Source organism: Cellulomonas sp. P2_F12 (assembly GCF_056403775.1).
This window is the reverse complement of record NZ_JBFUEV010000001.1, coordinates 257,822-283,442: the sequence shown is the minus strand read 5'-3', so window position 1 is coordinate 283,442 and position 25,621 is coordinate 257,822. Positions and strand designations below refer to the sequence as shown.

Here is a 25,621-nt window from a genome sequence, read left to right as displayed (position 1 = left end):
CCCCGCCGAGAGGATCTGGCCGATGAGCGACGACGACTACCTGGCCCAGCGGTTCGAGGAGAACCGTGGCCGCCTGCGCGCGGTCGCGTACCGGATGCTCGGGTCGACCAGCGAGGCCGAGGACGCCGTGCAGGACGCGTGGCTGCGGCTCGACCGGGCCGACGCCGACGGCGTCGACAACCTCGCGGGGTGGCTCACGACCGTCGTCGCGCGCCTCTGCCTCGACCGGCTGCGCAGCCGCACCTCCCGCCGTGAGGACGTCCTCGACGTCGACGTCCCGCACCCGCGCGCCGGGGCCGAGACCGCCGTGGTCGACCCCGAGCACGAGGCCGTGCTGGCCGAGTCGGTGGGTCTGGCGATGCTCGTCGTCCTCGAGACCCTCACGCCCGCGGAACGGCTCGCCTTCGTGCTGCACGACATGTTCGCGCTGCCCTTCGACGAGATCGCCCCGATCGTCGGCCGCTCCCCCGAGGCGACACGCCAGCTGGCCAGTCGCGCCCGCCGGCGGGTGCAGGGCGCGCCCGTGACCCCCGAGACGGACCTGACCAAGCAGCGGGACGTGGTCGATGCGTTCCTGGCCGCGTCGCGAGGCGGCGACTTCGAGGCACTGCTGGCCATGCTGGACCCGGACGTCGAGCTGAGGGTGGACGCCGTGATCGCCCGCTTCGACGCCGCCGACGCCTTCGGGGCGGACGCCGTGGCGCGCTACTTCTGCGGGCGGGCCCACACGGCGGAGCTCGCGCTGCTCGGCGGCGCCGTCGGCGCGATGTGGGCGCCGGGCGGCATCCCGCGGTCGGCCTTCGTGTTCACCGTCGTCGGCGACGTGGTCTCCGAGATCCGGCTCGTCATGGACCCGGAGGTCCTGCGGGAGCTGGACCCGGTCCCGCTGGGCTGGTGACCGCGTCGGGCGACAAGCTCGTGACTGTGACCCCGGCGTCGCCCGACAGGACCACCCGGTCGAGCGGCGTCGCCGGGAACACCAGGTCGGTGACCACCACGGTCCCCTGCGCCGCGACCACCTCGACCGAGCACCGGTCCACCAGCACGGTCAGGGCCAGGACCCCGTCGACGAGCTCGACGTCGGCGGTCTCCACGGACGCGAACGTCGGCGCCGGCAACGACCCCGAGGCCCGCCGGTCGAGCGACAGCACCCCGTCGGCCCAGCCGAGCGCCACGACCTCGCCCGTCGCGGACCGCAGCTCCAGCCGGAACGGGCCGGCCCCGGGGCGGGCGTCGACGTCGAGCAGGTGGGCCCCCGGTCCGAGAGCGACGACAGGCCCGCGCGACCTCGGGGCCCGCGTGGCGCCCGGGAGGTCGACCAGCCGCTGGACCAGCCGCACCGCGCCTCCGACGGTCGCCAGGCTCAGCTCGCGGGGGAACGTCATGGCTCCCCGCCAGGATCCCGTGGGCGTGTCGCGGGCGTACTCCCAGCTGCTCATCCAGGCCACGAGCAGGCGTCGGCCGTCGGCGACCCCGTGGAACGTGACGGCGGCGTAGCAGTCGCGCCCGTGGTCGAGCCAGGCGGTCGGAGGTCCGTCCGCGCGGAACGTGATGCCGTCGAACTCGCCGACGAAGAACTGCGTCCCCGACCCTCCGCCGCGTGCTCCGGACGACACGCTGACCAGGAGGACCCACCGGGTGGTCGCGGGGTCCCCGTCCACGGGGAGCTCGAACAGGTCGGGGCACTCCCACAGGCCGTCGACCGCATTCGCCGGGCCGAACGTGCTCACGTGCTCCCACGCGACCAGGTCGTCGGAGCGATGGATCAGCACCTGGCGGTCCGCCGCCTCGACGGTGACCATCACCCACGAGTCCCCGTACCGGAACACCTTCGGGTCGCGGAAGTCCCGCGAGCCCGGGCGCTCGAGCACCGGGTTCCGCGCGTCCTTGGTCCACGTCAGCCCCCCGTCGGCGCTGTGCGCCAGCGACTGGGCCTCCCGGCCGCCGGGCCGGCCAGCGTCCCGGAACTCGCTGGTGTAGATCGCCACCAGCGACCCGGGCCGGTCGACGACGACGCTGCCCGAGAACACCTGCTCGCGCTCGTCGCACGCGATCGCCAGGGGCTGCCGGGTCCACCGGACCAGGTCCGGCGACGTCGCGTGCCCCCAGGAGACGGCCCCGGGAACCAGGGACTCGGGGTCGTGCTGGAAGTACAGGTGGAACAGCCCGTCCACCTGCACCAGCCCGTTCGGGTCGTTCATCCAGCCCCGCTCCGGGGTGAAGTGCACGAGGGGCCTCAGGTCGTCCACCGTCCGAGGATGCCCTGCCGGGACTATCCGCCGCCCGTCGAGGGGAGCACGATCGACGGGTGAGCACCGACGCGCACGCGGCCGACCGGCCACAGTGGGGTCTGGCCGCACTCGGAGCCGTGGGGCTCGCGGTGGCGGCGGCGCTCGCGGCCTACTCGAAGGTCCACCCCGGCAACGGTGCCGCGCTCACGACGCTGGGCTTCAGCGGCATGCTGCAGATGAAGGCGTGGCTCACCACCGCCGCGACCGCGCTCGTCGTCGTGCAGGTGCTCTCGGCCCTCGCGATGTGGGGTCGGCTCCCCGGCGTGACGACCGCCCCGCCGTGGGTGACCGGCCTGCACCGCTGGACAGGGACGGTCGCCTTCCTGCTCACGATGCCCGTCGTCTTCCACTGCGTGTGGTCGCTCGGGTTCGCGGACACCTCGACCCGCGTCCTGGTGCACTGCGTGGCCGGGTGCGTGTTCTACGGGGTGTTCGCCGCGAAGATGCTGGCCCTGCGACTGCGGGGGCTGCCGCCGGTCGTGGTCCCCCTGCTCGGCGGCCTGCTCGCGGGCGTGCTCGTCGTGCTCTGGTTCAGCTCCGCGTTCTGGTTCTTCGGCCAGTCCGGGTACGCGAGCTACTGACGTGGCCGCCGCTCCCGACGTCAGCCGCCGCTCGGTCATCGAGGGCGCGGGGGTCGCGCTCGTCGCCGGTGCCGCGGGCTACGCGGCGTTCGTCGCGTTCGGGCCCGCCCCCGGGAGCACCCAGCCCACCGGCGCCGGCTACCCCGCCGCCGGCGCCGGCTCCGGGACGGGCGCGGGACCGTTGGCCGCCGTCGTCGACGTCCCGGACGGCGGCGGCCTGGTGCTCAAGGACGAGAAGGTCGTGCTGACCCGCGACGGGTCGGCGGTGCACTGCTTCACCGCGGTCTGCACCCACCAGGGCTGCCTCGTCGGGAGCGTCAGCGGCGGCGAGATCCACTGCCCGTGCCACGGCAGCGCGTTCGACGCCACGACGGGTGCCGTGGTGCAGGGACCGGCCACGACGCCGCTGGCGGCCGTGGCCGTCGAGGTCACCGACCAGGGCGAGGTGGTCCGCGCGTGAAGCCGTTCTGGCACAGGCTGCCGACGCTGCTGTGGGTCGCAGGAGCCGCGGCCACCGCCGGCGCTCTCCTCGCTGCGCTGCGGGGCTGATCAGGCCGTACGCGCACTCGGTGGACTCCCCTGTCCGGTATCCGAATTCGCCTGATACGTTCCGGAGGAATGGGCACGTCAACAGCGGCGATGCATCCGCGCGGTGCCCGAGGAGAGGAACAGCCCATGACGGAGGACCTGGCCGAGCTCGAGGAGACCGGCCCCATCGACTACCTGGTGGTGGCGTTCCCGAACGCCAAGCTCACCGGCGAGGCGTTCCCCAAGCTGGTCGACCTGGTGGACCGCGGGATCATCCGCATCCTCGACCTGGTCTTCATCCAGAAGAGCGAGGACGGATCGGTCGTCGCGCTCGACCTGAAGCAGCTGGCGGACGGCGGGATCGACCTCACGATCTTCGAGGGGGTGTCCTCGGGTCTGCTCGGCGACGACGACCTCGCCGAGGCGGCGAACGCCCTCGAGCCCGGCGACGCCGCCGGGGTGCTCGTGTACGAGAACGTCTGGGCGGCACCGTTCGCGGTCGCCCTGCGCCGCACTGGTGGGCAGCTCGTCGCCAGCGGACGCATCCCGGTGCAGGCGATCATCGCCGCGCTGGACGCCACCGAGCCGGTCGGATGACCCGGCACCGTCGCCTGTCGAGAAGGAGCAACAGATGCCAGGACTGATCCGCGCGGTGGGCCGTACGGCCGTCGTCGCCGGTACCGCCACCGCCGTGTCCAACCGGGTCTCGCGCCGTCAGGCGGGTCGGTGGGCCGCACAGGAGCCGGCCGCCCCGGAGCCGCAGTACGCGCCGCCCCCGCCCCCGCAGTACGCACCGCCGCCGCAGCCGGTCTACGTCGCTGCTCCCCCGCCGCCGGCCGAGGACATGGACGCCAAGCTCGCGCAGCTCACGCAGCTCGGTGCCTTGCGGGACGCCGGAGTGCTGAGTGACGCCGAGTTCGAGGTCCAGAAGAGCCGGATCCTCTCGAGCTGACGACGGACGACGACGCCTGACCCTCCGGGACAGCCCGGAGGGTCAGGCGTTCGTCACGCGAGGGCCTTGGCCTTCAGCGCGGCGTACTCGGCGGCGTCGATGGCGCCGGAGTCGAGCAGCGCCTTCGCGTCGGCGATGTGCTCGGCCGGGGATTTTCCGACCGCGACCTGCTTGATGTACGCGTCCGTGTCCTGCTTCGCCTTGACCGCCGCGTCGCGGCCCCGGTCCGCCATGCCCTGACCGCGGGCGATCAGGTAGATCAGCGCGATGAGGTACGGCAGGAACACCAGACCGATGATCCACAGCGCCTTCGCCCAGCCGCCGAGCTCACGGTCCCGGAACAGGTCACCGATGATCTGGAAGAGGATCACCAGGTAGACGAAGAACAGGAACCACCAGATCATCAACCAGAGCCACTGCCCGAACGTGTTCATGTCGCCTTCTCTCGCGTAGCCGTCACGTGGGACGAACGTTAGCGACACATCGGACCGTTCGGGCGCAGGTTCTCAGGCGATCCCAAGGTGCGTCCCCGGACCATGGGCGCGTGACGACGAGCGAGCCCACCGCCACCCGACCACGCAGCGTCCTCGGGCAGGCAGCCAGCAAGGTGCCCGAGGTGACCGCGATCTTCTGGGTCACCAAGGCGCTGACGACCGCGATGGGCGAGTCGAGCTCCGACTACCTGGTGCGCGCGATGCCCCCGGAGATCGCCGTGCTGCTGGGGGCGGTGGCTCTCGCGGTCGCGCTGGTGATCCAGCTCCGCGCCGCCGAGTACGTGCCGTGGCGGTACTGGCTCGCCGTCGCGATGGTCGGCGTCTTCGGCACGATGGCCGCGGACGTGGTCCACGTCGGGCTCGGCGTGCCGTACCTCGTCTCGACCGTCGGGTTCGCGATCGCGCTGGCCGCGGTCTTCGTCCTCTGGTACGCCAGCGAGCACACCCTCTCGATCCACAGCATCCGGACCCGGCGCCGCGAGCTCTTCTACTGGGCGACCGTGATGGCGACCTTCGCCCTGGGCACCGCGGCGGGCGACATGCTGGCCGTGACCCTGCACCTCGGCTACCTCGCGGCCGGTCTGGTCTTCTCTGCGCTGCTGCTGATCCCGGCGATCGGGTACCGGTGGTTCGGGCTCAACGCGATCGTGGCGTTCTGGTTCGCCTACGTGCTGACCCGGCCGGTGGGCGCGTCGTTCGCGGACTGGTTCGGCGTCTCCCCCGAGCGCGGTGGCCTCGGCCTGGGGTCGGGACCGGTGGCGCTCGTCCTGGCGCTGGCGATCGCCGCGCTGGTCGCACGCATGAGCTGGACCCGGAGGGCCGGCCGCTAGCGTGGATCCCATGCACCGGCCCCGGCACCTCTCGGTCCGGGCCCGCTCCGCGCTCGCTGCGTCCGGGGCCGTCGCGGTCGCGCTCGTCCTGGCCGCGCTCGGGCTGCTGGTCGTCCTGCACGACTCGGTCGAGCGCAACGCCGTCGCCGCGGCCACCACCCGCGCGCACGACGTGGCGGCCGAGCTCACCACCGACGGGCAGGTCACGTCCGGCATCAACCTCGCGCCCGGTCCGGGCGACGTCGCGCACGTCCAGATCCTCGACGGCACGACCGTCGTGGCGGCGAGCCCGGCGGTCGGGGGCGCGCCTCCCCTCGCGTCGGCGCCGGCGGTCCCCGGCACGGCGGTCCAGGTGCCCGCGGACTCCGACGGTCCCGGCGACGGCCCGTTCGTCACGGTGCTCCTGGGCGTCGACGGGGTCGAGGGAGCCGACGCCGTCCTGGTGCAGCAGTCGTACGCGGAGGGCGCCGAGACGATCGTCGACGTCGCGCAGGCGCTGCTCCTCGCGGTGCCGGCCCTCGTCCTCGTGGTGGGGGCGCTGACCTACGTGCTCACGGGTCGGGCGCTGCGCCCGGTCGAGGAGATCCGTCGCCGGACCGCGCAGATCAGCGACACCGACGTGAGCACCCGCATCGAGGTCCCGTCGACCGGTGACGAGGTCGCCCGGCTCGCGGTGACGCTCAACGGGATGCTCGACCGCCTGCACGCCGCGCACCAGGCCCAGGTCCGGTTCGTCGCGGACGCCAGTCACGAGCTGCGCAGCCCGCTCGCGGCCGTGCGCGCCGAGCTGGACGTCGCGGAGCGGCACCCCGAGTCCGCGGACTGGCCCCGGACCGCCCACCTCGTCCGCGCGGCCGGCGAGCGGATGCAGCAGCTCGTCGACGACCTGCTCGTGCTCACCCGGACCGCCGAGGGCGGCGGCCCCAGCCGTGACCAGGACGTCGACCTCGACGACGTCGTCGAGGGGGTCGGCTTCGGCCTGCGCCCGCCGGTCTCGGTGGCGGTCGAGGTGGTGACGGCACCGGCCCGCGTGCACGGCGACCCCCGGGACCTGGAGCGGGTCGTGCAGAACCTCGCCGACAACGCGCTCCGGCACGCGGCCGGCCGCGTCCGGCTGTCGGTCGGGGCGACCGCCGGGACTGCCGAGGTGCGGGTCGACGACGACGGACCCGGGGTGCCGCTCGGGTCCCGCGAGCTGGTGTTCGACCGGTTCGCCCGGCTCGACGAGGGTCGCGACCGCGCGGCGGGCGGCTCGGGCCTCGGCCTCGCGATCGTCCGCGGGCTCGTGACGGCGCACGGCGGGACCGTGGTGGTCGACGACTCCTCGCTCGGCGGCGCGTCCTTCGTCGTCCGGCTGCCGCTCGCCGAGGAGCCTCAGGTGCCGTCGACGGACATCCGGTAGCCCATCCCGCGCACGGTCACGATGGACCGGCACCCGAACGGGGTGTCGACCTTGCGACGCAGGTAGCTGATGTAGACCTCGACCACGTTCGGGTCCCCGTCGAACGCCGAGTCCCAGACGTTCTCCAGGATCTCGCGCTTGGTGACGACGTCGCCGCCGCGCCGGAGCAGCAGCTCGAGCACCCCGTACTCGCGGGGCGTGAGCGTGATCTCGACCCCGCCGCGCGCCACCCGGCGCCGGGCCGGCTCGAGGCGCAGGTCGCCGGCGGCGAGCACCACCGGCCGCTCCGGTGCGCCCCGCCGGACCAGCGCGCGCAGGCGGGCGAGCAGTACGTCGAACGAGAACGGCTTGGGCAGGAAGTCGTCGGCGCCCCGGTCGAACAGGCTGACCTGCACGTCGTCGCCGTCGCGCGCGGTGAGCACCAGCACCGGCGTCCAGACGCCGCGCTCGCGCAGGCCGACCAGCACGTCACGACCGCTGAGCCCGGGCAGCATGAGGTCGAGCACGATGGCGTCGTACGCAGTCTCGGTGGCAGCCCACAGGCCGTCGACCCCGTCGTGCATGACGTCGACGGCGATGCCCTCGCCCTCGAGCCCGCGGCGGACGGCGTCGGCCAGCTGCGCCTCGTCCTCGACCACCAGCACCTTCACGCGGTCTCCCCCGGCTCAGTCGTTCCTCAGCATCGCTGACCGACGCTACGGGTATGGGGCCGAGAACCGCGACATCCGCCACGACCGCGTGCTCTGCCCGTCACCCGGCGGCCGCGGGGCGCACGGTGCCCAGGCGACGGGCCAGGAGCTGGGCCGTCACCACGGCGGCGACCGACTCGGCGGCGAGCAGGCCCACGAGCACGAGCAGCTGGACCTGCGCGGCCGCGGCCGGGCTCGCGCCGCCCAGCAGGAGCCCGACGAAGGCACCGGGCAGCACGACCAGGCCGGCGCTGCGGGTCTGGTCGAGCGCCGGCACGAGGGAGCGCGCCACGGCTCGACGGGTCTGCGACACCACCGCCTGGCGCGGGGTCGCACCGAGCGTGAGCCAGCCCTCGACCTGCTCCCACTCCGTGCCGACGTCGTCGCGCAGCCGGCCCCCGGTCAGCGAGACCGCGGTCATCGACCCGCCGATGATCTGCGCCGCGAACGGGACGACGGTCTCCGCGCGCAGCGGGAGCGCCCCGCTGGCCAGCACCGGGACGGTCGCGGCGAGCGCGCCCGCCGTGATGCCCAGGACCGCGACGGGCAGCACGCCGCGCCCCAGACCGATCCGGCGGGTCGACGTCCACGCGGCCGCTGCGAGCATCACCGCCAGGTACAGGGCCGCCCCGGCCGGGTGCAGGAACACCCAGGCGATGACCAGCGCGACGAGCGTGAGCTGGATCCCCGCGCGCAGTGCCGCGACCAGGGCGTCCCGGCGGACGGGCACGCGGGCGAGCGTCAGGACGAGCAGCGTGATGGCCAGCAGCGCGACGAGCGCGACCGCGACCTGGCCGAGCGGCGCGACGGTCACGGGCGGCGGCGGATCGGCATGACAGGACGGTACGGCCTCCCGGTCGTCGGGTCCCTGGACGCGCTGAGGCATGATGGGCCTGTGGGGTCCTCTGCGGCGCAGACCCGGCGGTCCACCACGTGGTTGGTGGCCGCCGTCGCAGCTGTGCTCGCAGTGCTGGTGCGCTGGCACCTGGTCGGCGGCGCCGTGGGGCTGCGGTCCTACCACGGCTACGACGACGGCGTGTACTTCGCTTCGGCCGTCTCGTTCGTCCACGGCCAGATGCCGTACCGCGACTTCCTCCTGCTGCACCCGCCGGGGATCATGCTGGCGTTGACGCCCTTCGCGGCCCTGACCCACTGGACCAGCGACGCCACGGCCTTCGCCGCCGCCCGGATAGGGTTCCTGCTGGTCGGTGCCGTGAACACCGTGCTGGTCACGCGCGTCGCCCGCCGCTGGGGAGTCCTGGCCGCCGTCGTCGGGGGCGTGCTGTACGCCGTCTCGTCCGCCGCCGCCTACGCGGACCGGCTCACCCTCCTCGAGCCCCTCGGCACCCTCACCCTGCTGGGCGGGGTCGTGCTGCTGCTGCGGGCGGCCGAGTCGCGGGTGCCCGCGCGCTGGCAGTGGGCGGCGGGCGCCGTCCTTGGGCTCGGCGTCGTCGTGAAGATCTGGGCCGTCGTCCCGGTCGTCGTGGTGGTGGCCTGGCAGCTGCTGTCCCGGGGGCGTCGGGACGCCCTGCGTGTCGGCGCCGGAGCCGTCGCCTCGGCGCTCGTCGTCGTCGCACCCTTCGCCGTCCTGGCCGGGCCGCGGATGTTCCGGCTCGTCGTCCTCGACCAGCTGGGCAGGGCGCGCGAGCACACCAGCACCGTGGCGAGGCTCGGCAGCATCACGGGCGTGGACGTGACCGTGGTGCCGACCACCGACCCGGGACGGCTCGTGCTCGTCGCCGGCGTGCTCGCGGCCGTCGCCGCGGCGGCCCTGGTGGCGTGGCGCGCGGACCGGGGCCGGCTGTGGGTCGCGCTGCTGGTCGCCCAGGCCGGCGTGCTGCTGGCCTCCCCCAGCTACCTCCCGCACTACGCGGCGTACGCGGCCCCGGCGCTCGTGCTGGTCGTGGCCGCGGCGGTCTCGCTCGTCCCGGTCCCGTCCCGGCTGGTCGTCGCGACGACGACCTGCCTGGGGTTCGGGCTGGTCGGCGGTGCGCTCGCCCCGGCGCCGCAGGCGTCGTTCCCGGCGGCCCAGATCCAGGCGCGGCTGCCGGCACACGGGTGCGTCCGGTCCGACTCCCCCGCCGCCCTCGTGCTGCTCGACGTCTACTCGCGCGACCTGGCGCAGGGCTGCGACGTGCCGGTCGACCTGTCCGGCCAGACGTACGACGAGGGCTCCCGCGACGCGCAGGGTCGGCCGGTGCCCCGGGTGGACAACCAGGTGTGGCAGCGGTCCGCCCTGCGGTACCTGACGTCCGGGTCCGCCACCGTGCTCGCACGCGGGACGGGGAACGGCTTCGACGCCGAGACCAAGGAAGAGCTGCGCGAGCTCACGATGGTGTACCACCGGCACGGCGTCCGGCTGCTCCTGCCGCCGGCGGGCGGAACGGACACCCGGTAGCCGCGACGGCGGTGGTCAGGCCGCGACCGCCTCGCGGTCCCGCTGAGCGACGCCCTCCTGCACGAGCGGGATGACGTAGCGACCGAAGTCGACGGCGTCGTCCAGGAGGTCGTAGCCGCGGGCCGAGATGACGCGCACGCCCAGGTCGTAGTACGCCAGGAGCGCCTGCGCGACCGTCTCCGGCGTTCCCACCAGGGCGTTCGAGTTGCCCGCGCCGCCCGTGGCCTTCGCGGTCGCGGTCCAGAGCGCGGTGTCGAACCGCTCGCCCTGCGCGGCGATCTCGAGCAGGCGCTGCGAGCCGGCGTTCTCGGGCTTGCCGGGACGCCACCGCGCTAGCGCGTCGCCCGCGGCGAGCTTGCGCGCCTCGATGCGGTCGAGCACGCGGTGCGCCTTCTCCCAGGCGAGCTCCTCGGTGGGCGCGATGATCGGCCGGAATGCGGCGTGGATGCGGGGCGGCGTCGTGCGGCCCGCCGCGGCCGACTCGGCGTGGATGCGGGCGATCTGCTCGGCCGTGCTGGCCAGCGGCTCGCCCCAGACGGCGAAGATGTCCGCCTCGGCGGCGCCGACCCGGTACGCGGCCTCCGACGACCCGCCGAACGAGATCGTCGGCGACCGGCCCTCGAACGCCTTCGCGTCGAGCACGAAGTCGTCGAAGTCGTAGAAGGTGCCGTGGTGGTCGAACGGCTCGGTGCTGGTCCACGCCTGCTTGACGATCTGGATGTACTCCCGCGTCCGCGCGTACCGCTCGTCCTTGGTGAGCCGGTCACCCTCGCGGGCCTGCTCGTGGTCGCTGCCGCCCGTGATGAAGTGCACGGACAACCGCCCCTGCGACACCTGGTCGAGCGTCGCGAACGTCTTGGCCGCGAAGGTCGGGTAGGAGACGTTCGGCCGGTGGGCGAGCAGGATCTCGATCGTGTCCAGCCGGCCGGCGAGGTACCCCGCGAGGGCCGACGGCTCCAGGCCGCCCGAGCCGTACGCGAACAGGACGCGGGTCCACCCGTTGTCCTGGTGGGCGCGCACCAGGCGCTCGAGGTAGCCGAGGTCGACGGGCCGGGTCGACGCGGCGGTGGTCTCGGACGCATCGCTGGTGGTGGCGATGCCAAGGAACTCGACGGGCATGGTGGGCCTTCCGGACTGCGGCGACGGTGGACCGGTCGGCGCGCAACCTAGGAACGGTCGGCGCGCCGGTCAACGGTCCGCCAGAACTGCTCACCATCCGGACGCTCAGAGGCGGCCGCCGCCGGTCGACTCCCCCGCGACCTTCTGGCTCAGGTAGATCGGGATGATCGACAGGAGCACCAGCACAGCGGCGACCACGTTGACCACCGGCCCCTGGTTGGGCCGCGACAGGTTCTGGAAGATCCAGATGGGCAGCGTCACCACGCCGGGCGGGGCCGTGAACAGGGTCACGACGATCTCGTCGAAGGACAGCCCGAACGCGAGGAGGGCGCCGGCCACGAGGGCGCCGCGCAACAGCGGGAAGGTGACCAGCCGGAACGTCGTGAACGTGTCGGCGCCGAGGTCCATCGACGCCTCCTCGGGGCTGGAGCCCGTGCGTCGCAGGCGCGCGAGGACGTTGTTGTAGACGACCACGATGCAGAAGGTCGCGTGCGCGATCGCGACGGTCCAGATGGACAGCTCGAGCCCGAGGAACGTGCGGAAGCCGGTCCGGAACGCCAGCGCGGTGACGATGCCCGGCAGCGCGATCGGCAGCACCACCAGCAGCGACAGGGTGTGCCGCCCGAAGAACGTGTACCGCCCGAGGCCGAACGCCAGCAGCGTGCCCAGCACCAGGGCGACCGCCGTCGCGATGATCCCCACCTCGACGGACGTCAGCACCGCGGACCGGACGCTCTGGTTGCCGAAGGTCGCCGACCACCAGTGCGTCGTGAACGACTTCGGCGGCCACGCGAACACGGTGCTGGCGTTGAACGAGTTGATGACGATGACGCCCAGGGGCACGTAGATGAACGCCAGGCCGAACAGCATCATCAGCCCGAACGTCCACCGGGTGCGGCGTGAGTTCCTCACAGGTTGTCCAGAGCTCCCGTCCGCCGCACGAGCATCAGGTAGATGACCATGATCACCACGGGGATGAGCGCGATCGCGGCCGCGAACGGCAGGCTGCTGGTGTAGTTCTGGTAGACGATGTTGCCGAGCATCTGGGTGCGGCCGCCGACGATCTGCACCGTGATGTAGTCGCCGAGGCTGAGCGAGAACGTGAACACCGACCCCGCGACGATCGACGGGTAGACCAGTGGGACGACGACGCTCCGGACGGTCCGGCCGGGCCGCGCGCCGAGGTCGCCGGACGCGTCGAGCAGGCTGTCGGGCATCCGGTCCAGGCCCGCGTACACCGGCAGGATCATGTACGGCAGCCACAGGTACGACAGCGTCAGGATCGTCGCCGTGACGCCGTAGCCCGGTCCGTCCAGGCCGATCGGCGCCAGCATCCAGGCCAGCACCCCGGTGTCGGGCTGGACCATCGCCTGCCACGCGTAGATCTTCACCAGGTACGACGCCCACAGCGGGGTCACGACGAGCGCGATGAGCAGCCCCCGCCACCGCGGCTTCGCCACCTTGGCCATGAAGAACGCCATCGGGAAGCCCAGCAGCGTGCACAGCACCGTCACCGCGGCGGCGATGCCGACCGTGCGCAGGGTCGCGTACCGGTAGGCAGGGTCGGCCAGCACGTCCTGGATGTTCTGCAGCGTGAACGTCCGGACGACCTCGTTGGTGAACTCGTCGACGGAGAAGAACGCCGTCGCGAGCAGCGCCAGGAGCGCCGAGAGGTAGACCACCACCAGCCACGTCGTCGGCAGCGCGAGCAGCGCGACGAGCCGGACCCGCGGCCGTCGGAAGAGGGCGGCCGAGAGCCGGCGTCCCACGCTCGTGGACGCCGGCCGCTCGATCGTCGTCACCCGGTCAGCCGTTCTTGACGCTGCTCCACGCCTTGCCCCACTCGGAGTACGGGATGCACTTCACGTCGGTGCGGCCGTCGAGGCAGTCGGACTGCGGCGTGGACCAGAACCAGATCTTCTTGAAGTAGCTCTCGTCCTCGGCGTGGAACGTGTCGCAGTGCGTCGGGTCGGTGGTCAGCGCGCACGCCTTGGTGTTGGCCGGGGCCTCGCCGAACCACTCGGCGATCTGCGCCTGGACGTCCGGCTTGGTCACCCAGTTCATCCAGAGGTACGCGCAGTTCGGGTGCGGCGACTTGGCGTCGACCATCCACGTGTCCGCCCAGCCCGTGGCGCCCTCCTTGGGCAGCACCGACTCGACCGGGCTGCCGTCGCCCTTGGCCAGGTTGATGATGATCTGCCACGTCGAGCCCACCTCGGTGCTGCCGTTCTCCAGCGCCTTCTGCGCGTCGGCGTAGCTGGCCCAGTAGCTGGCCACCTGAGGCTGCTGCGCGGTGAGCAGCGCGACCGCGGCGTCGAACTGGGTCTTGTCCAGCGCGTAGGGGTTGGTGATCTTGAGGTCCGGCTGCGTCGACATCAGGTAGACGGCCGCGGCGGCGATGCCGTCGGTCGGCGAGTCGTAGTCGGTGATCTTGCCCGCGTACGGCGAGTCGGGCTCGAACACCACGCTCCACGAGTCGGGCGCCGGGTCGGCCTTGTCCGTGCGGTACCCGAGCAGCTGGGCGCCCCACCCGTGCGGCATGCCGTAGGCGGCGTCGCCCACGGAGTTCCAGGCCTGCATCTTCTGGAAGTCGGGCACGTCGGGGTAGTTGGTGAGCAGGTCGGTGTTCACGGGGGCGACCTTGCCGGCGTAGATCATCCGCAGCGACGAGTCACCGGACGCCGACACCACGTCGAAGTCGCCGGTGCCCATCTTCTCGAACATGCTGTCCGACGTGTCCGCCACCTGCACGTTCGCCTGACAGCCCGTCGCGGCCTCGAACGGGGTCACCCAGTCGACCGCCGGGTCCGTCGAGCCGTCCTCCGCGTAGCCGGCCCACGCGAGGATGTTGACCTCGCCCTCGCCGTTGCCCAGCGAGCTCAGGGCGTCCATCGCCGGTGGCGTGGCGGGGCCGCTCGAGCTGCCGCCGCCGGATGACCCGCAGGCGGTCAGGGCAAGACTCGCCAGCGCTCCGACGGCCACCGTCGCCAGCAGACGTGTGTGCCTCATCGTGGTCTCCTTCGTCCTCAGCAGGCTCACGGCAGGGGGGTTGCTGCCGCGGGGGTCGTCACCTGGAACTCGTGCTCCTTCGCCCACACGAGCAGGACGCGCGCGCCGCGCAGCTCCTGCACGTCCATGGACGAGGTCTGCTGGTTCTGCTGCAGCGCGACGAGGGTCGCGCCGGCGTCCAGGTCCACCAGGAACCGGGTGGCCGAGCCGACGTACACGACCTCGCGCACGGTGCCCGCCGCGCCGTCCTCGCCGGGTCCGGGCCGGGCGTCGGGCGCGGCGATGCGGATCTTCTCCGGCCGCACCGACCACGTGCCCTCGCGTCCGAGCACCTGCGTCGCGGCCGCGCCGTCGAGCAGGTTCGAGGTGCCGACGAAGCCGGCGACGAACGGCGTGGCCGGGCGCTCGTAGACCTCGGCGGGCGAGCCGACCTGCTCGATCCGCCCGCCCGCGAAGACGGCGATGCGGTCGGACATCGTCAGCGCCTCCTCCTGGTCGTGCGTGACGAACAGGAACGTGATGCCGACCTGCCGCTGGATCGCCTTGAGCTCGACCTGCATCTGCTCGCGCAGCTTGAGGTCGAGGGCGCCGAGCGGCTCGTCCAGCAGCAGCACGCGCGGGCGGTTGACCAGCGCCCGGGCCAGCGCGACGCGCTGCCGTTGCCCGCCCGAGAGCTGCGCGGGCTTGCGGTCCCCGTAACCGCCGAGCTGCACGCTCTCGAGCGCCTCGAGGGCGCGCTGCGTGCGCTCCTTGCGGCCCACCCGCTTCACGCGCAGCCCGTACGCGATGTTGTCGAGGACGCTCATGTGCGGGAACAGCGCGTAGTCCTGGAACACCGTGTTGACGTCCCGCTCGAACGGCGCCCGCTGGGTCACGTCCACGCCCGCCAGCTCGACGGTCCCCCCGGTGGGCAGCTCGAAGCCGGCGATCATGCGCAGCACGGTGGTCTTGCCCGAGCCCGACGGCCCCAGCAGCGTCATGAACTCGCCGTCGCGGACGTCGAGGTCCACGCCGTCGACGGCGACGACCTCGCCGAACTCCTTGCGGACGCCCCGTAGCCGGACGGCGACGACATCCCCCATCGCTGCAGCCCCTCTCCCGTGGCCGGCACCCGCTCCGACCGCCGATATCGCGGCCGTTTCGACGGAACTTAGCGGAAATCCGTTGCGAGAACGCGCTTCTGCGTTACGAATCGGTTGCAGTCGTGGATCCGGTCCGATGTCTCCCGCGATGCCCGTGTCGGCGGCCGGTGACAGCATCCAGGCATGAAGATCCTCAAGCAGGTCGTCGTCGTCGACACTCCGGACCTCGCGACCGAGAGCACCTTCTGGGCGGGGCTCCTCGGCGGCACGGTCGAGGCCGAGGACGACTGGCACACCGTGTACGTCGACGGGCACCCGCGGCTCGGCTTCCAGCTGGCGCCCGACCACGTGCGCCCCGACTGGCCCGACGGCGAGCAGCAGCAGATCCATCTCGACCTGTACGTCGAGGACGTGGCGGCCGCGCACGACGAGGTCATGGCACTCGGCGCTCAGCTCCTCCAGGCGGCGCGGGACCCGGACGCCGCCGAGGGCTTCCAGGTCTACGCCGACCCGGCAGGTCACCCCTTCTGTCTCTGCTGGGGGTGAGCACGGCGGGTCGGCCCGCCCGGCTAGGGTGGCCGGAGCTGAGCCGGGTGTCGAGGGAGGAACCGTGCCGCGGTTGACCAGTGCCGACGTGGCACGCGAGAGCGGCCTGTCGCGCACCACCGTGAGCTACGTGCTCAACGGCAAGACCGGCGTGGCGATCCCCGAGGCCACCCGCCAGCGAGTCCGGGACGCGGCGGCCCGGCTGGGCTACACGCCGTCGGCTGCCGCCCGCGCCCTGCGCTCGGGCCGGAGCGACCTCGTGCTCTGCGTCCTGCCCAACTGGACCATCGGGCCGGTCATCGACTCGCTGCTCGACCAGCTCACGGCCCAGCTCGCCGACCGCGGCCTGTCGGTGCTGGTGCACCACGACCGCGGACCGCGTCCGCTCTCGGACCTCTGGCGGGCCGTGACGCCGCGCGCCGTGCTCGGGCTCGCCCCCTTCGCCGAGGAGGACGCCCGCGCGATGCGCCAGGCCGGCATCGTCGTGGTGGGGAGCACGCTCGACGAGAACGCACCCCCGGGCGGCTTCTCCGCCCCGCAGTCGGAGATCGGGCGGCTGCAGGTCGAGCACCTGGTCGGACGCGGCCACCGGGTCCTCGCGTACGCCGCCCCGGCCGACGTGCGCCTGACCGCGTTCGCCGAACCTCGCCTGGCGGGGGTCCTCGCCGAGTGCGAGAGGCTCGGCCTCCCGGCGCCGATGGTGCGGGAGGTGGACCTCACCACGGACTCCGCGGCCGCGGCGGCGCGGGAGTGGCGGGCGGCCGACCCGCCCGTGACCGCGATCGCGGCGTACAACGACGAGGTCGCGCTCGCCGTCCTGTCGGGCCTGCGCGCGCAGGGGCTCCGCACTCCGGAGGACGTCGCGGTCATCGGCGTCGACGACATCCCCGCGGCGAGCCTGGCCGCGCCGCCGCTCACGACCGTGTGGCAGGCCATCGACGCTCAGGCCGGCTACCTGGCCGCCTCCGTCCTGGCGGCCCTGGACGAGTCCATCGAGGCGCCGGCCCACCCGGGCGACGAGTTCCTCGTCATGGCCCGCGACTCGACGTGAACGGGTCGCTCCGCATGCCCTCGACGACCGGGTACACCGTCGACACCGACGACCCCCGCGCCCCCGACGTGCTCGCCCTGCTCGACGACCACCTCACGGACATGTACGCGACCTCGCCGGCCGAGTCCGTGCACGCGCTGGACCCGTCGGCGCTCACGGCCCCGGGCATCACCTTCTGGACCGCGCGCGACACCACCGGCAGCCTGCTCGGCTGCGCGGCCCTCAAGCAGCTCGGCCCGACGGACAGCGAGCTCAAGTCGATGCGCACCGCGACCGCGGCGCGGGGGCGTGGCGTCGGGGCGTCGGTGCTCGCGCACGTGCTCGCCGTCGCCTCGGGGCGGGGCATCCGGACCGTCCACCTCGAGACCGGGACGCAGGACTACTTCGCTCCCGCCCGGCGGCTCTACGAGCGGGTGGGGTTCGTCGAGTGCCCGCCGTTCGCCGACTACGTGCTCGACCCGCACAGCGTGTTCTACCGGCTCGAGCTCCGACCGCCCGACTGACCGATCACGCGACGAGGGCGCCCGCGCCCTCGAGCCGTCCGTCGAGCATCCGGACCGTCGCGTCGACCGAGCCCAGCGTCGACGCGTCGTGCGAGACGACCAAGGTCGCGGCGTCGAGCTCCCGGGTCAGCCGCGTGATCAGCTCGATCACCTGCGTGCCCCGCTCGTGGTCGAGAGCTGACGTCGGCTCGTCCACCAGGAGCACCCGCGGCGACCCCACCAGGGCCCGGGCGATCGCGACCCGCTGACGCTGGCCGCCCGAGAGCTGCGCCGGTCGCTTGCCGGCCTGGTCGGCGAGCCCGACCTCCGCGAGCAGCGCCATCGCCTCCGCCCGGACCGCGACGGGGCGCCGGCCGCGCAGGTGCGCGTGCAGCTCGAGCTGCTCGAGGGCGGTCAGCGACGCCAGCAGCTGCGGCGACTGGAACACGATCCCGATCTGCTCGAGCCGGGTCCGGGTCGCGCCGGCGAGCGAGGTGCCGGGCTCGAAGAGCACCTCGTCGTCGATGCGGACCGCTCCCGAGGTCGGCCGCGTCAGGCCGCCCGCCACCGCGAGCAGGCTGGACTTCCCCGACCCCGAGGGGCCGAGCAGGGCCGTCGTCGTGCCCGACGGGATGGCGATGCTGACGTCGTCGACGGCGGTCAGGGTGGTGTCCCCGTCGGGGTAGACGAGCGTGATGTGGTCCAGGTGCAGTTCCATCGTGCAGCTCCTTCGGTCTCGGTCTTCTGGGGGTCAGCGCGCCGCGAGGGCCGCGTGGGGGTCGATGCGGGTGATCCGGGCGATGGCCAGCGCCGAGCCGACCAGGCCCATCGCGACGAGCGCGACCGCGGGGACCAGGACCGTGGTGGCGCTGACGACGACGGGCACCACCCCCGACAGCAGCGCCGCGCCGACGGTGGCGAGCGCGGTGCCGATCCCGACGCCGAGCACGAGCACCACGACCGCCTGCCCGATCGCATCGCGCAGGAGGTAGCGCGTGGAGGCCCCCAGCGCCTTCAGCACGGCGACGTCGCCCGCGCGGCTGATGGTCCACACGGTGAAGAACGCGCCCACGACCAGCGCGGAGATCGCCATGAGGAAGACCTGCATCATCGTCAGCGAGCCGTTCTCGGCCGAGTAGGAGCTGATCGCGCTGCGCGCCTGCGCCGTCGTGACGGTCAGGGTGCCCAGCGCCGCGTCGGTGTCGGCGACCGTGGCGTCCTGCTCGTCGAGTGTCAGGGCGACGACGGTGGCGGTGGGGCCGGTCGCGCCGTCGCCACCCGGCGTGCCGATCGCCTGCCAGTCGTCCAGCGTCGTCCAGACGACCGGCGTGTGCGCGAAGGACGTCGTCGTGTCCAGGACCGCCGCGACCCGCAGCTGCAGGCCCGCGACGGCCACCGTGTCACCCTTGGCGACGGACAGCTCGGTCGCGGCCGACTCCGACAGCACGACGGTGCCCCGGGCCAGCGTGCCGGCCCCGGCCGGGAGCAGGGTGGAGCCCGGCTCGACCCCCAGAGCCGTGACCGAGGCCGTCGTGGTGCCCGACTCCGCGCGGGTCATCGCGACGCCGAGCGGGTCTGCGCTGACGACCCCCGGCGCGGCGGCCCAGTCCTGCCACTGGTCGGCGGTCACCGAGGAGGCGGTGAAGTCGAGCGCGTCGGTCGGGTCGGGCATCGCGAACGCCAGGTGGTCGGCGCGCAGGTCGGTGACGGCCGACGTCGACTCGCGGGACAGGCCCGCGGTCAGCGAGGCGAGGAACGTGACGAGGAACGTGATCATCGCGATCACGACGAGCATCAGGGTGAAGCGCCCGCGAGCGTGGCGCAGGTCGCGCAGGGCGACGAACATCGGTGACCTCCAGGGTCGGTGGGTGGCTCTCTCCAGCGTCGCGGCGGACCGACCCGAGCCCATCGGGCCGCGGGCTGGACCCTCGGAGCCGGAGGGTGGCGGCCGATCTCCACCCTTCGGCTGATGCCCCGCTCCCCCCGGTGGCTACGGTGGCTGGGTGCCCGCCCACGCGACCTTCCCGGTGACCCGCGGGCTGCTGATCGGCCTCGACGTGCTGGTGGCGGCCTTGCTGGTGACCGCCGTGCTCCAGCCCGACCCGTCGGTCCGACCGTGGGTGACGGTCGTCGCCGCGCTCGCGTTCGGCCTCCTCTACGCCTGGGGCCGCGCCGCGATCCGGATCCACGAGCAACCGATCACCACGCCGCGGGGAGCCTGGTGGCCGGCCGGGGCCTGGGTCGCCGGGCTCCTCCTGCTCTGGGTGGCGCTGCTGGCCACGAGCACCTCGGCCCTGTGGCTCGCGTTCCCGTTGACCCTGCTCGAGATGCACGTCCTCGGGCCGCACCGCGGCGTGCTCGCCGTCGTCGCGACCACGGTGCTCGCCGTCGGCGCCGGGCTCGTCGAGCGGACCGGCGACTTCTCGCCCGGGCTGGTCCTCGGACCCGTGGTGGGCGCCGCCGTCGCTGTGGCGGTGATGCTCGGGCTGGAAGCGCTCGCCCGGGAGTCCGACGAGCGCCGGCGCACCGTCGAGGAGCTCACGGCGGTCCGCGAGCACCTCGCAGCGGCCGAGCGGGACGCCGCGGTCGCGGGCGAGCGGGAGCGCCTGGCCCGGGAGATCCACGACACCCTCGCGCAGGGCTACTCCGCGATCGAGCTGCTCCTGCGCTCCGCCGACCAGAGCATCGGCACCGACGACGACCGGGCGCGCCGGTTCGTCGAGCAGGCGCGCGATACCGCCGCCGACAACCTGGGTGAGGCCCGCCGGTTCGTCCGCGCGCTGGCGCCCGCCGACCTCGACGGCGCGACGCTCGTGGCCGCCCTCGAGCGGGTGGCCGAGCGCGCGCAGGACACGGCCGACGGGCTCGTGGTCCGGGTGGAGACCTCGGGCAGCCGCCGACCGTTGCCGGTCGCGCTCGAGGCGGCTCTGGTCCGTGTCGCGCAGTCGGCCCTGGCCAACGTCGTGCAGCACTCCGCCGCCCGGCACGCGGTGGTGACGCTCACCTACCTCGACGACGAGGTGATCCTCGACGTGGTCGACGACGGGCGCGGCTTCGACCCGCACGTGGAGCGCACCACCGCTCGCCCCGGCGGCTTCGGGCTCGTGGCGATGGGCTCCCGGATGCACGAGATCGGCGGCACGCTGACGGTGGAGAGCGCACGCGGAGAGGGCACCGCCGTCGCCGTGCGCCTGCCGCTGGCCGAGGACGTCCGACCCGTGGTGCCCGACGAGCTCCAGGGGACGCCGTGATCGACGTCGTGCTCACCGACGACCATCCCGTGGTCCGCGCGGGTCTGCGCGCGGTGATCGAGAGCGAGCCCGACATGCGCGTGGTCGCCGAGCTGGCCACGGCGGAGGAGCTGGTGGCCCGGGTGCGGCGTGGCGACCCGGCGGACGTGCTCCTGCTCGACCTTCAGTTCGGGCCTGGTCGGCTGGGCGGCGCCGAGGCGACGCGCCAGATCGTCGCCGCGGGCGGTCCCCCGGTGCTCATCCTCACCACGTACGGCTCGGACTCCGACATCCTCTCCGCGATCGAGGCCGGTGCGAGCGGGTACCTGCTCAAGGACGCCCCGACCGACGAGCTGACCGCCGCCGTCCGCGCCGCCGACTCCGGTGCTGTCGCGCTAGGCCCGGCGATCCAGGCGCGGCTGCTCGACCGGATGCGCCGCCCCACCGTCTCCCTGACGCTGCGCGAGCTCGAGGTGCTGAACCTGGTGGCGCTCGGCCGGTCCAACGACGCCATCGCCCGCGAGCTCTTCCTCTCGCGCGCGACCGTGAAGTCCCACCTCGCGCACGCCTACGACAAGCTCGGCGTCCAGTCCCGCACGGAGGCGATCGCCACGGCCCGGGAGCGCGGGATCCTGCCGTCGTAGCGCGCGACTACCCCGTCCGCGCGATCAGGTCGCGCAGCGCGCCGGCCGGGTCGTCGATCTCGGGCCCGTGGCTGAACAGCACGCGCGACCCGACGTGCTCGGCGAGGCGGCGCACGGACTGCGCGGCGCGCGCGGCGTCGGCGGTGAACTGCTCCGGCGCGGGGACCAGTCGGCCGTCGGCGACGCCCACGGCGTCCCCGGCGAACACGGCGCCGTCGGCGACGTGGACCAGGCCGAGGTGCCCGGGCGTGTGGCCGGGCAGAGCGAGCACGCGGAGCCCGCGCACGGTGTCCCCGTCGGACAGGGGCGAGACCGGCCCGGCGTAGTCGTCGAGGGGGCTGGCCCAGACGGTCGCGGCGGGCGCGAGCTCGCGGATCCGGGCCAGCCCGCCGGTGTGGTCGGGGTGGTGGTGCGTGAGCAGGACGTCGGTCACGTCGGACCACGCGGCGCCGAGCTCGTCGAGCCGGCTCCCGATCGCGTCGGGCTCGGCGGCCATCCCGGTGTCGATCAGCGCGAAGCCGTCGGGGTGCTCGACCAGGAAGGCGCGGACGTCGAGCTCCACGGCCTCCGGGCCGGCCATCCCGGCGGGGATGTGCAGGGTCATCGGGACCGGGTGAATCATGTCGCCACCACGAGAACGAACCTAGGACCGCACGGGATCCGGTGCATCCCCTCGCGGCCGGTCTCGGCGGTGTGTTCCCGACTCGATCCGGGCGACCATCGGCCTGGCCAGCAGCGCGGCCCGGAGGAACCGGTGCCAGAGCCCGGTCAGCAGCACGATCGCCGAGCTCGCGACGAGGACGGACCCGACGACGTCGCCCGGGTAGTGCACGCCGAGGTACAGGCGCGAGAACGCGACGAGCGCGACTCCGACCGCGCCGGCGACGGCGACCGGGCGCGACCGCCGCGTGCCCCGGACGAGGAACCAGGCGGCGACCGCGACGGAGAACGCGAACGCGACGTGGCCGCTGGGGTAGCTGTTCGACCCTGTCTCGGGGGCGAGCGAGTGGACCACGCCGGCGGGGGGCCGCGGGCGTGCGACCAGCAGCTTCGCGACGAACACGGCCATCCAGCCCACCACCACGACGAGGAACGTGGACGCCGCCGCCAAGGGCCGACGACGCCACACCAGCCAGCCAGGCCAGAGCACGACCACGACGGCCCCGACCACCGGTGAGGCCAGGAGGCTGATGCCGAGCATGACCGGCGTGAGGACCGCCGAGCGCAGGTCGGTCGCGATCTCGACGTCGATCGCCAGGCCGTGCGGCTGGAGCCAGGCCGTGTCGGTCGCGACGAGCCCGAGCAGCAGAGCCGTCGCGGCGAGTGCCGCGGAGATCAGGGGCCAGCGGCGGACGTAGGGCATGAGGGCAGCTCCCGCGGGTCGTGTGCGGCTGGACACCCCACCGTGCGCGACCGGGACTGAGAATCGCCTGAGCGGCCACGACCGCGACCGGCGTTCTCGGTCGAGTCCTGAGCGGCCCCTCGGCGTGGAACGGCGGTCCGGGCACAGCAACCCTCAGGAGTTCCTCAGCATCGGCCCGGGACGGTACGCGGATGACTCAGCACCCCACCACGGCACGCCGCGTGCTCAACAAGGTCCCCGAGATCACCGTCTACTTCTGGGTGATCAAGGTCCTCGCCACCACGGTGGGCGAGACCTTCGCCGACTGGCTCACGGAGACACTCGGCCTGAGCCTGACGACGGCGACCCTGCTCGTCGGCGTGATCCTCGTCGCGACGCTGGCGGCCCAGTTCCGCGCGACGCGGTACGTCGCACCCATCTACTGGCTGGCCGTCGTGCTCATCAGCGTCGTCGGCACGCTCATCACCGACAACCTCGTCGACGTCGTCGGCGTCCCGCTGTGGGTCACCACGGTCGTCTTCGCGATCGCCCTCGGCATCACGTTCGCCGTCTGGTACCGGGTCGAGCACACCCTCTCGATCCACTCGATCACCAGCACCCGCCGCGAGGTCTTCTACTGGCTCGCGATCCTGTTCACCTTCGCCCTCGGCACCGCCGCGGGCGACCTGCTGGCCGAGGGGCTCGGCCTGGGCTACCTCGCGTCCGCGCTGCTGTTCGCCGGCGCCATCGCCGTCGTCGCGGCCGCGCACCACTGGTTCGGACTGGGCGCCGTGCTCTCCTTCTGGATCGCGTACATCCTGACGCGACCCCTCGGTGCGTCGATCGGCGACCTGCTCTCGCAGAGCACGGCCGACGGTGGGCTCGGGCTCGGCACGACGACCACGAGCCTCATCTTCCTGGTGGCGATCGCCGTCACCGTCGCCTTCCTCACGATCACCCAGCGGGACGTGGAGACAGCACCCGTGGACGAGCTCGACCTCGACGGCATGGACGAGCTCGCCGCTCGATGACGGCTCCGCACGGGCGAGAGGGCTTGCCGTCGGCCCCCCACGCACGACCAGAATGGCGGGCTCGGCGCCGGGCGGCGCGAGCGCGTGGATCGGGGGTGCACATGTCCGACGTCATCATCAGCGGCGGCGGGCCGACGGGGATGATGCTGGCCGCCGAGCTGCGGCTGCACGACGTCGACGTGCTCGTGCTGGAGCGGGACGAGGTGCCCACCACGGCGGTCCGCTCGCTCGGCCTGCACCCGCGCAGCATCGAGATCCTGGACCAGCGCGGGCTGCTCGACCGGTTCCTCGCCCACGGGCAGCAGTACCCAGGCGGGGTCGGCCGGTTCGCCGGGATCGAGCCGACCCGCCCGGTGGACCTGGACACGGCGCACGGCTACGTCCTCGGCATCCCCCAGCCGGTCACCGACCGCCTGCTGACCGAGCACGCCGCCGAGCTGGGCGCCCAGATCCGCCGCGGCTGCGAGGTGACCGGACTCGAGCAGGGCCCGGACGGCGTGAGCGTCGAGCTGGCTGACGGCTCACGGCTGGACGCGCGGTGGCTGGTGGGCTGCGACGGCGGACGGAGCCTGGTGCGACGGCTGCTCGGCATCGCCTTCCCCGGCGAGCCCGCCCGGACCGAGTGGCTCCTGGGCGAGGTCGCGGTGACCGCACCGCCGGACGAGCTGGCGGCCGTGTCGGCCGAGGTCCGCAAGACCCAGAGGGGCTTCGGCATCGGCCCCGCCGGCGACGGCCTGTACCGCGCCGTCGTGCCCGCGGCGACGGTGGCCGAGGATCGGTCCGTCCCGCCGACCCTCGAGGAGTTCCGCACGCAGCTGCGGGCGCACACCGGCACCGACTTCGGCGTGCACTCCCCCCGATCGCTGTCCCGCTTCACCGACGCCACCCGGCTCGCCGAGCGGCACCGGGAGGGCAGGGTGCTCCTCGCCGGCGACGCGGCGCACGTCCACCCGCCGCTCGGAGGGCAGGGTCTGAACCTCGGCATCCAGGACGCGTTCAACCTCGGCTGGAAGCTCGCCGCCGAGGTCGCCGGGTGGGCGCCGGCCGGGCTGCTGGACACCTACGGCGCGGAGCGTCGGCCCGTCGCCCAGGACGTGCTGACCCTCACCCGCGCCCAGAGCGAGCTGCTCTCCACCGAGCCCGGCCCGCAGGCCGTGCGCCGGCTGCTGACCGAGCTGATGGAGCTCGAGGACGTCACCCGGTTCCTGGCCGAGAGGGTCACCTCGACCGGCATCCGCTACGACGTCGGCGAGGGACCTGCGCTGCTCGGCCGGCGGCTGCGCGACGTCCCTCTGACGCGGGGCGGCCGCCTCTACGAACTCACGAGGCAGGGCCGCGGGCTGCTGCTGGACCAGACCGGCGAGCTCTCCGTGACCGGGTGGACGGACCGGATCGACCTCGTCGTGGACGTCAGCCCGCAGCTGGACGCGCCGGCCGTCCTGCTCCGACCGGACGGCCACGTCGTCTGGATCGGCGACGACCAGCAGGACCTGCTCCGGACGCTCCCGAACTGGTTCGGAAGCGCCACCGCCACGGGCCTCGCAGAGGTCTAGCGTGGTCGGTGGGGGTGTGCCGATGGACCGGATCGTGCCCACCACGCTGGGCAGCTGGAACCACGACGAGTACGGCCTGTGGTCCGACGCCGACGACGCGTACATCGCGGACGGGATCTTCGACCGCAAGCAGGCGTGCGCCGCGCTGCTGGCCGCGCTCGCGCAGGGCCGCGACGCGGACGACCTGGTCATCGCGATCCTGCCGAGGCAGCGGCATGCGGTCCTGGCGCCGGGGCTCGGCATCGCCCCGACCGCCCACGACCAGACGTCCGTCCCGCACCAGCGCCGCCCGCCCGGCGACGTGCGTGGGCGGCATCTCGTCTGACGGACAGGAGCTCGGTGAGCCGCCCCTCCGCCGAGACCACGG

29 protein-coding genes are annotated in these 25,621 nt (G+C 73.5%); 16 read left to right on the top strand and 13 right to left on the bottom strand.

The features are described from left to right. Positions 1-22 precede the first annotated feature (22 nt). Entirely contained in the window at positions 23-898 is an 876-nt protein-coding gene (locus AC1DWH_RS01260) for a sigma-70 family RNA polymerase sigma factor (RefSeq protein ID WP_456846847.1), read from the top strand. Here the strand turns inward: AC1DWH_RS01260 and AC1DWH_RS01255 are convergent. Further along, positions 846-2,249 (bottom strand): glycoside hydrolase family 32 protein, encoded by a 1,404-nt coding sequence (locus AC1DWH_RS01255; protein WP_477092145.1) that lies wholly within the window; start codon positions 2,247-2,249, stop codon positions 846-848. The genes AC1DWH_RS01260 and AC1DWH_RS01255 overlap by 53 nt on opposite strands. 59 nt (positions 2,250-2,308) lie before the next feature. Here AC1DWH_RS01255 and AC1DWH_RS01250 point away from each other — a divergent pair, with 59 nt between their 5' ends. The 4 genes from AC1DWH_RS01250 to AC1DWH_RS01235 all read left to right on the top strand — a co-directional run bounded on the left by AC1DWH_RS01250 (position 2,309) and on the right by AC1DWH_RS01235 (position 4,352). Next, a complete protein-coding gene (locus AC1DWH_RS01250) occupies positions 2,309-2,872 on the top strand; it encodes a DUF6529 family protein (RefSeq protein WP_477092144.1) in 564 nt (187 codons plus the stop codon). A 1-nt stretch (position 2,873) separates the two neighbouring features. Continuing rightward, positions 2,874-3,332, top strand: coding sequence for a Rieske (2Fe-2S) protein (locus tag AC1DWH_RS01245; protein ID WP_477092143.1), 459 nt, complete (start codon positions 2,874-2,876; stop codon positions 3,330-3,332). Between the two features lie 215 nt (positions 3,333-3,547). Further along, positions 3,548-3,997 carry a DUF6325 family protein gene (locus AC1DWH_RS01240; RefSeq protein WP_477092142.1) on the top strand — a complete coding sequence of 150 codons (450 nt, stop codon included), beginning with the start codon at positions 3,548-3,550 and terminating at the stop codon, positions 3,995-3,997. Between the two features lie 34 nt (positions 3,998-4,031). Next, positions 4,032-4,352 (top strand): SHOCT domain-containing protein, encoded by a 321-nt coding sequence (locus AC1DWH_RS01235; RefSeq protein WP_456846852.1) that lies wholly within the window; start codon positions 4,032-4,034, stop codon positions 4,350-4,352. A 53-nt stretch (positions 4,353-4,405) separates the two neighbouring features. On the opposite strand, the gene AC1DWH_RS01230 is transcribed toward AC1DWH_RS01235, so the two are convergent. Beyond that, positions 4,406-4,786: a hypothetical protein gene (locus tag AC1DWH_RS01230; RefSeq protein WP_477092141.1), complete on the bottom strand. Its 381-nt coding sequence runs from the start codon at positions 4,784-4,786 to the stop codon at positions 4,406-4,408. A 110-nt stretch (positions 4,787-4,896) separates the two neighbouring features. Here AC1DWH_RS01230 and AC1DWH_RS01225 point away from each other — a divergent pair, with 110 nt between their 5' ends. Then, positions 4,897-5,676 (top strand): COG4705 family protein, encoded by a 780-nt coding sequence (locus tag AC1DWH_RS01225; protein ID WP_456846854.1) that lies wholly within the window; start codon positions 4,897-4,899, stop codon positions 5,674-5,676. Positions 5,677-5,686: 10 nt separating this feature from the next. After that, complete coding sequence (locus AC1DWH_RS01220; RefSeq protein WP_477092140.1) at positions 5,687-7,078, top strand: sensor histidine kinase; 1,392 nt, start codon at positions 5,687-5,689, stop codon at positions 7,076-7,078. Here AC1DWH_RS01220 and AC1DWH_RS01215 read toward each other — a convergent pair. Further along, positions 7,051-7,728: a winged helix-turn-helix domain-containing protein gene (locus tag AC1DWH_RS01215; protein ID WP_477092139.1), complete on the bottom strand. Its 678-nt coding sequence runs from the start codon at positions 7,726-7,728 to the stop codon at positions 7,051-7,053. The genes AC1DWH_RS01220 and AC1DWH_RS01215 overlap by 28 nt on opposite strands. A gap of 100 nt (positions 7,729-7,828) precedes the next feature. Beyond that, on the bottom strand, positions 7,829-8,581 hold the full coding sequence (locus AC1DWH_RS01210) for an ABC transporter permease (RefSeq protein ID WP_477092138.1): 753 nt from the start codon (positions 8,579-8,581) through the stop codon (positions 7,829-7,831). An 81-nt stretch (positions 8,582-8,662) separates the two neighbouring features. On the opposite strand from AC1DWH_RS01210, the gene AC1DWH_RS01205 reads away from it, so the two are divergent. Beyond that, positions 8,663-10,165, top strand: a complete 1,503-nt coding sequence (locus AC1DWH_RS01205) for a glycosyltransferase family 39 protein (RefSeq protein ID WP_477092137.1) — start codon at positions 8,663-8,665, stop codon at positions 10,163-10,165. Positions 10,166-10,180: 15 nt separating this feature from the next. Here AC1DWH_RS01205 and AC1DWH_RS01200 read toward each other — a convergent pair whose 3' ends face one another. From AC1DWH_RS01200 to AC1DWH_RS01180, 5 genes are all read right to left on the bottom strand, one after another. Further along, on the bottom strand, positions 10,181-11,284 hold the full coding sequence (locus AC1DWH_RS01200) for an LLM class flavin-dependent oxidoreductase (protein ID WP_477092136.1): 1,104 nt from the start codon (positions 11,282-11,284) through the stop codon (positions 10,181-10,183). A 105-nt stretch (positions 11,285-11,389) separates the two neighbouring features. Continuing rightward, complete coding sequence (locus AC1DWH_RS01195) at positions 11,390-12,196, bottom strand: ABC transporter permease (protein ID WP_477092135.1); 807 nt, start codon at positions 12,194-12,196, stop codon at positions 11,390-11,392. Beyond that, positions 12,193-13,086, bottom strand: coding sequence for an ABC transporter permease (locus AC1DWH_RS01190; RefSeq protein ID WP_477092134.1), 894 nt, complete (start codon positions 13,084-13,086; stop codon positions 12,193-12,195). Before AC1DWH_RS01190 ends, AC1DWH_RS01195 begins: the two co-directional genes overlap by 4 nt. Before the next feature lie 4 nt (positions 13,087-13,090). After that, positions 13,091-14,293, bottom strand: coding sequence for an extracellular solute-binding protein (locus AC1DWH_RS01185; RefSeq protein WP_456847144.1), 1,203 nt, complete (start codon positions 14,291-14,293; stop codon positions 13,091-13,093). A 26-nt stretch (positions 14,294-14,319) separates the two neighbouring features. Continuing rightward, complete coding sequence (locus AC1DWH_RS01180; RefSeq protein WP_477092133.1) at positions 14,320-15,375, bottom strand: ABC transporter ATP-binding protein; 1,056 nt, start codon at positions 15,373-15,375, stop codon at positions 14,320-14,322. Positions 15,376-15,558: 183 nt separating this feature from the next. Here AC1DWH_RS01180 and AC1DWH_RS01175 point away from each other — a divergent pair, with 183 nt between their 5' ends. The 3 genes from AC1DWH_RS01175 to AC1DWH_RS01165 all read left to right on the top strand — a co-directional run bounded on the left by AC1DWH_RS01175 (position 15,559) and on the right by AC1DWH_RS01165 (position 17,475). Further along, positions 15,559-15,921 (top strand): VOC family protein, encoded by a 363-nt coding sequence (locus AC1DWH_RS01175; RefSeq protein WP_477092132.1) that lies wholly within the window; start codon positions 15,559-15,561, stop codon positions 15,919-15,921. 64 nt (positions 15,922-15,985) lie between these two features. Further along, positions 15,986-16,972: a LacI family DNA-binding transcriptional regulator gene (locus AC1DWH_RS01170; RefSeq protein WP_477092131.1), complete on the top strand. Its 987-nt coding sequence runs from the start codon at positions 15,986-15,988 to the stop codon at positions 16,970-16,972. Between the two features lie 14 nt (positions 16,973-16,986). Continuing rightward, positions 16,987-17,475, top strand: a complete 489-nt coding sequence (locus tag AC1DWH_RS01165) for a GNAT family N-acetyltransferase (RefSeq protein WP_477092130.1) — start codon at positions 16,987-16,989, stop codon at positions 17,473-17,475. 4 nt (positions 17,476-17,479) lie between these two features. Here the strand turns inward: AC1DWH_RS01165 and AC1DWH_RS01160 are convergent, their stop codons facing one another. Continuing rightward, positions 17,480-18,172, bottom strand: a complete 693-nt coding sequence (locus AC1DWH_RS01160; RefSeq protein ID WP_477092129.1) for an ABC transporter ATP-binding protein — start codon at positions 18,170-18,172, stop codon at positions 17,480-17,482. Positions 18,173-18,205: 33 nt separating this feature from the next. Continuing rightward, on the bottom strand, positions 18,206-19,300 hold the full coding sequence (locus AC1DWH_RS01155) for an ABC transporter permease (protein WP_477092128.1): 1,095 nt from the start codon (positions 19,298-19,300) through the stop codon (positions 18,206-18,208). Positions 19,301-19,457: 157 nt separating this feature from the next. Here AC1DWH_RS01155 and AC1DWH_RS01150 point away from each other — a divergent pair, with 157 nt between their 5' ends. Continuing rightward, positions 19,458-20,705 (top strand): sensor histidine kinase, encoded by a 1,248-nt coding sequence (locus AC1DWH_RS01150; protein WP_477092127.1) that lies wholly within the window; start codon positions 19,458-19,460, stop codon positions 20,703-20,705. Further along, on the top strand, positions 20,702-21,328 hold the full coding sequence (locus tag AC1DWH_RS01145) for a response regulator (RefSeq protein ID WP_477092126.1): 627 nt from the start codon (positions 20,702-20,704) through the stop codon (positions 21,326-21,328). The genes AC1DWH_RS01150 and AC1DWH_RS01145 overlap by 4 nt, the downstream gene beginning before the upstream one ends. 7 nt (positions 21,329-21,335) lie before the next feature. On the opposite strand, the gene AC1DWH_RS01140 is transcribed toward AC1DWH_RS01145, so the two are convergent. After that, complete coding sequence (locus AC1DWH_RS01140) at positions 21,336-21,950, bottom strand: MBL fold metallo-hydrolase (protein ID WP_477092125.1); 615 nt, start codon at positions 21,948-21,950, stop codon at positions 21,336-21,338. 21 nt (positions 21,951-21,971) lie between these two features. After that, positions 21,972-22,691 (bottom strand): phosphatase PAP2 family protein, encoded by a 720-nt coding sequence (locus AC1DWH_RS01135; RefSeq protein WP_477092124.1) that lies wholly within the window; start codon positions 22,689-22,691, stop codon positions 21,972-21,974. A 191-nt stretch (positions 22,692-22,882) separates the two neighbouring features. On the opposite strand from AC1DWH_RS01135, the gene AC1DWH_RS01130 reads away from it, so the two are divergent. The 3 genes from AC1DWH_RS01130 (at position 22,883) to AC1DWH_RS01120 (ending at position 25,579) form a co-directional block, all read left to right on the top strand. Beyond that, positions 22,883-23,701, top strand: a complete 819-nt coding sequence (locus tag AC1DWH_RS01130; protein WP_477092123.1) for a COG4705 family protein — start codon at positions 22,883-22,885, stop codon at positions 23,699-23,701. 101 nt (positions 23,702-23,802) lie between these two features. Then, complete coding sequence (rox, locus tag AC1DWH_RS01125) at positions 23,803-25,254, top strand: rifampin monooxygenase (RefSeq protein WP_477092122.1); 1,452 nt, start codon at positions 23,803-23,805, stop codon at positions 25,252-25,254. Positions 25,255-25,276: 22 nt separating this feature from the next. Further along, positions 25,277-25,579: a hypothetical protein gene (locus AC1DWH_RS01120; RefSeq protein ID WP_477092121.1), complete on the top strand. Its 303-nt coding sequence runs from the start codon at positions 25,277-25,279 to the stop codon at positions 25,577-25,579. Positions 25,580-25,621 lie beyond the last annotated feature (42 nt).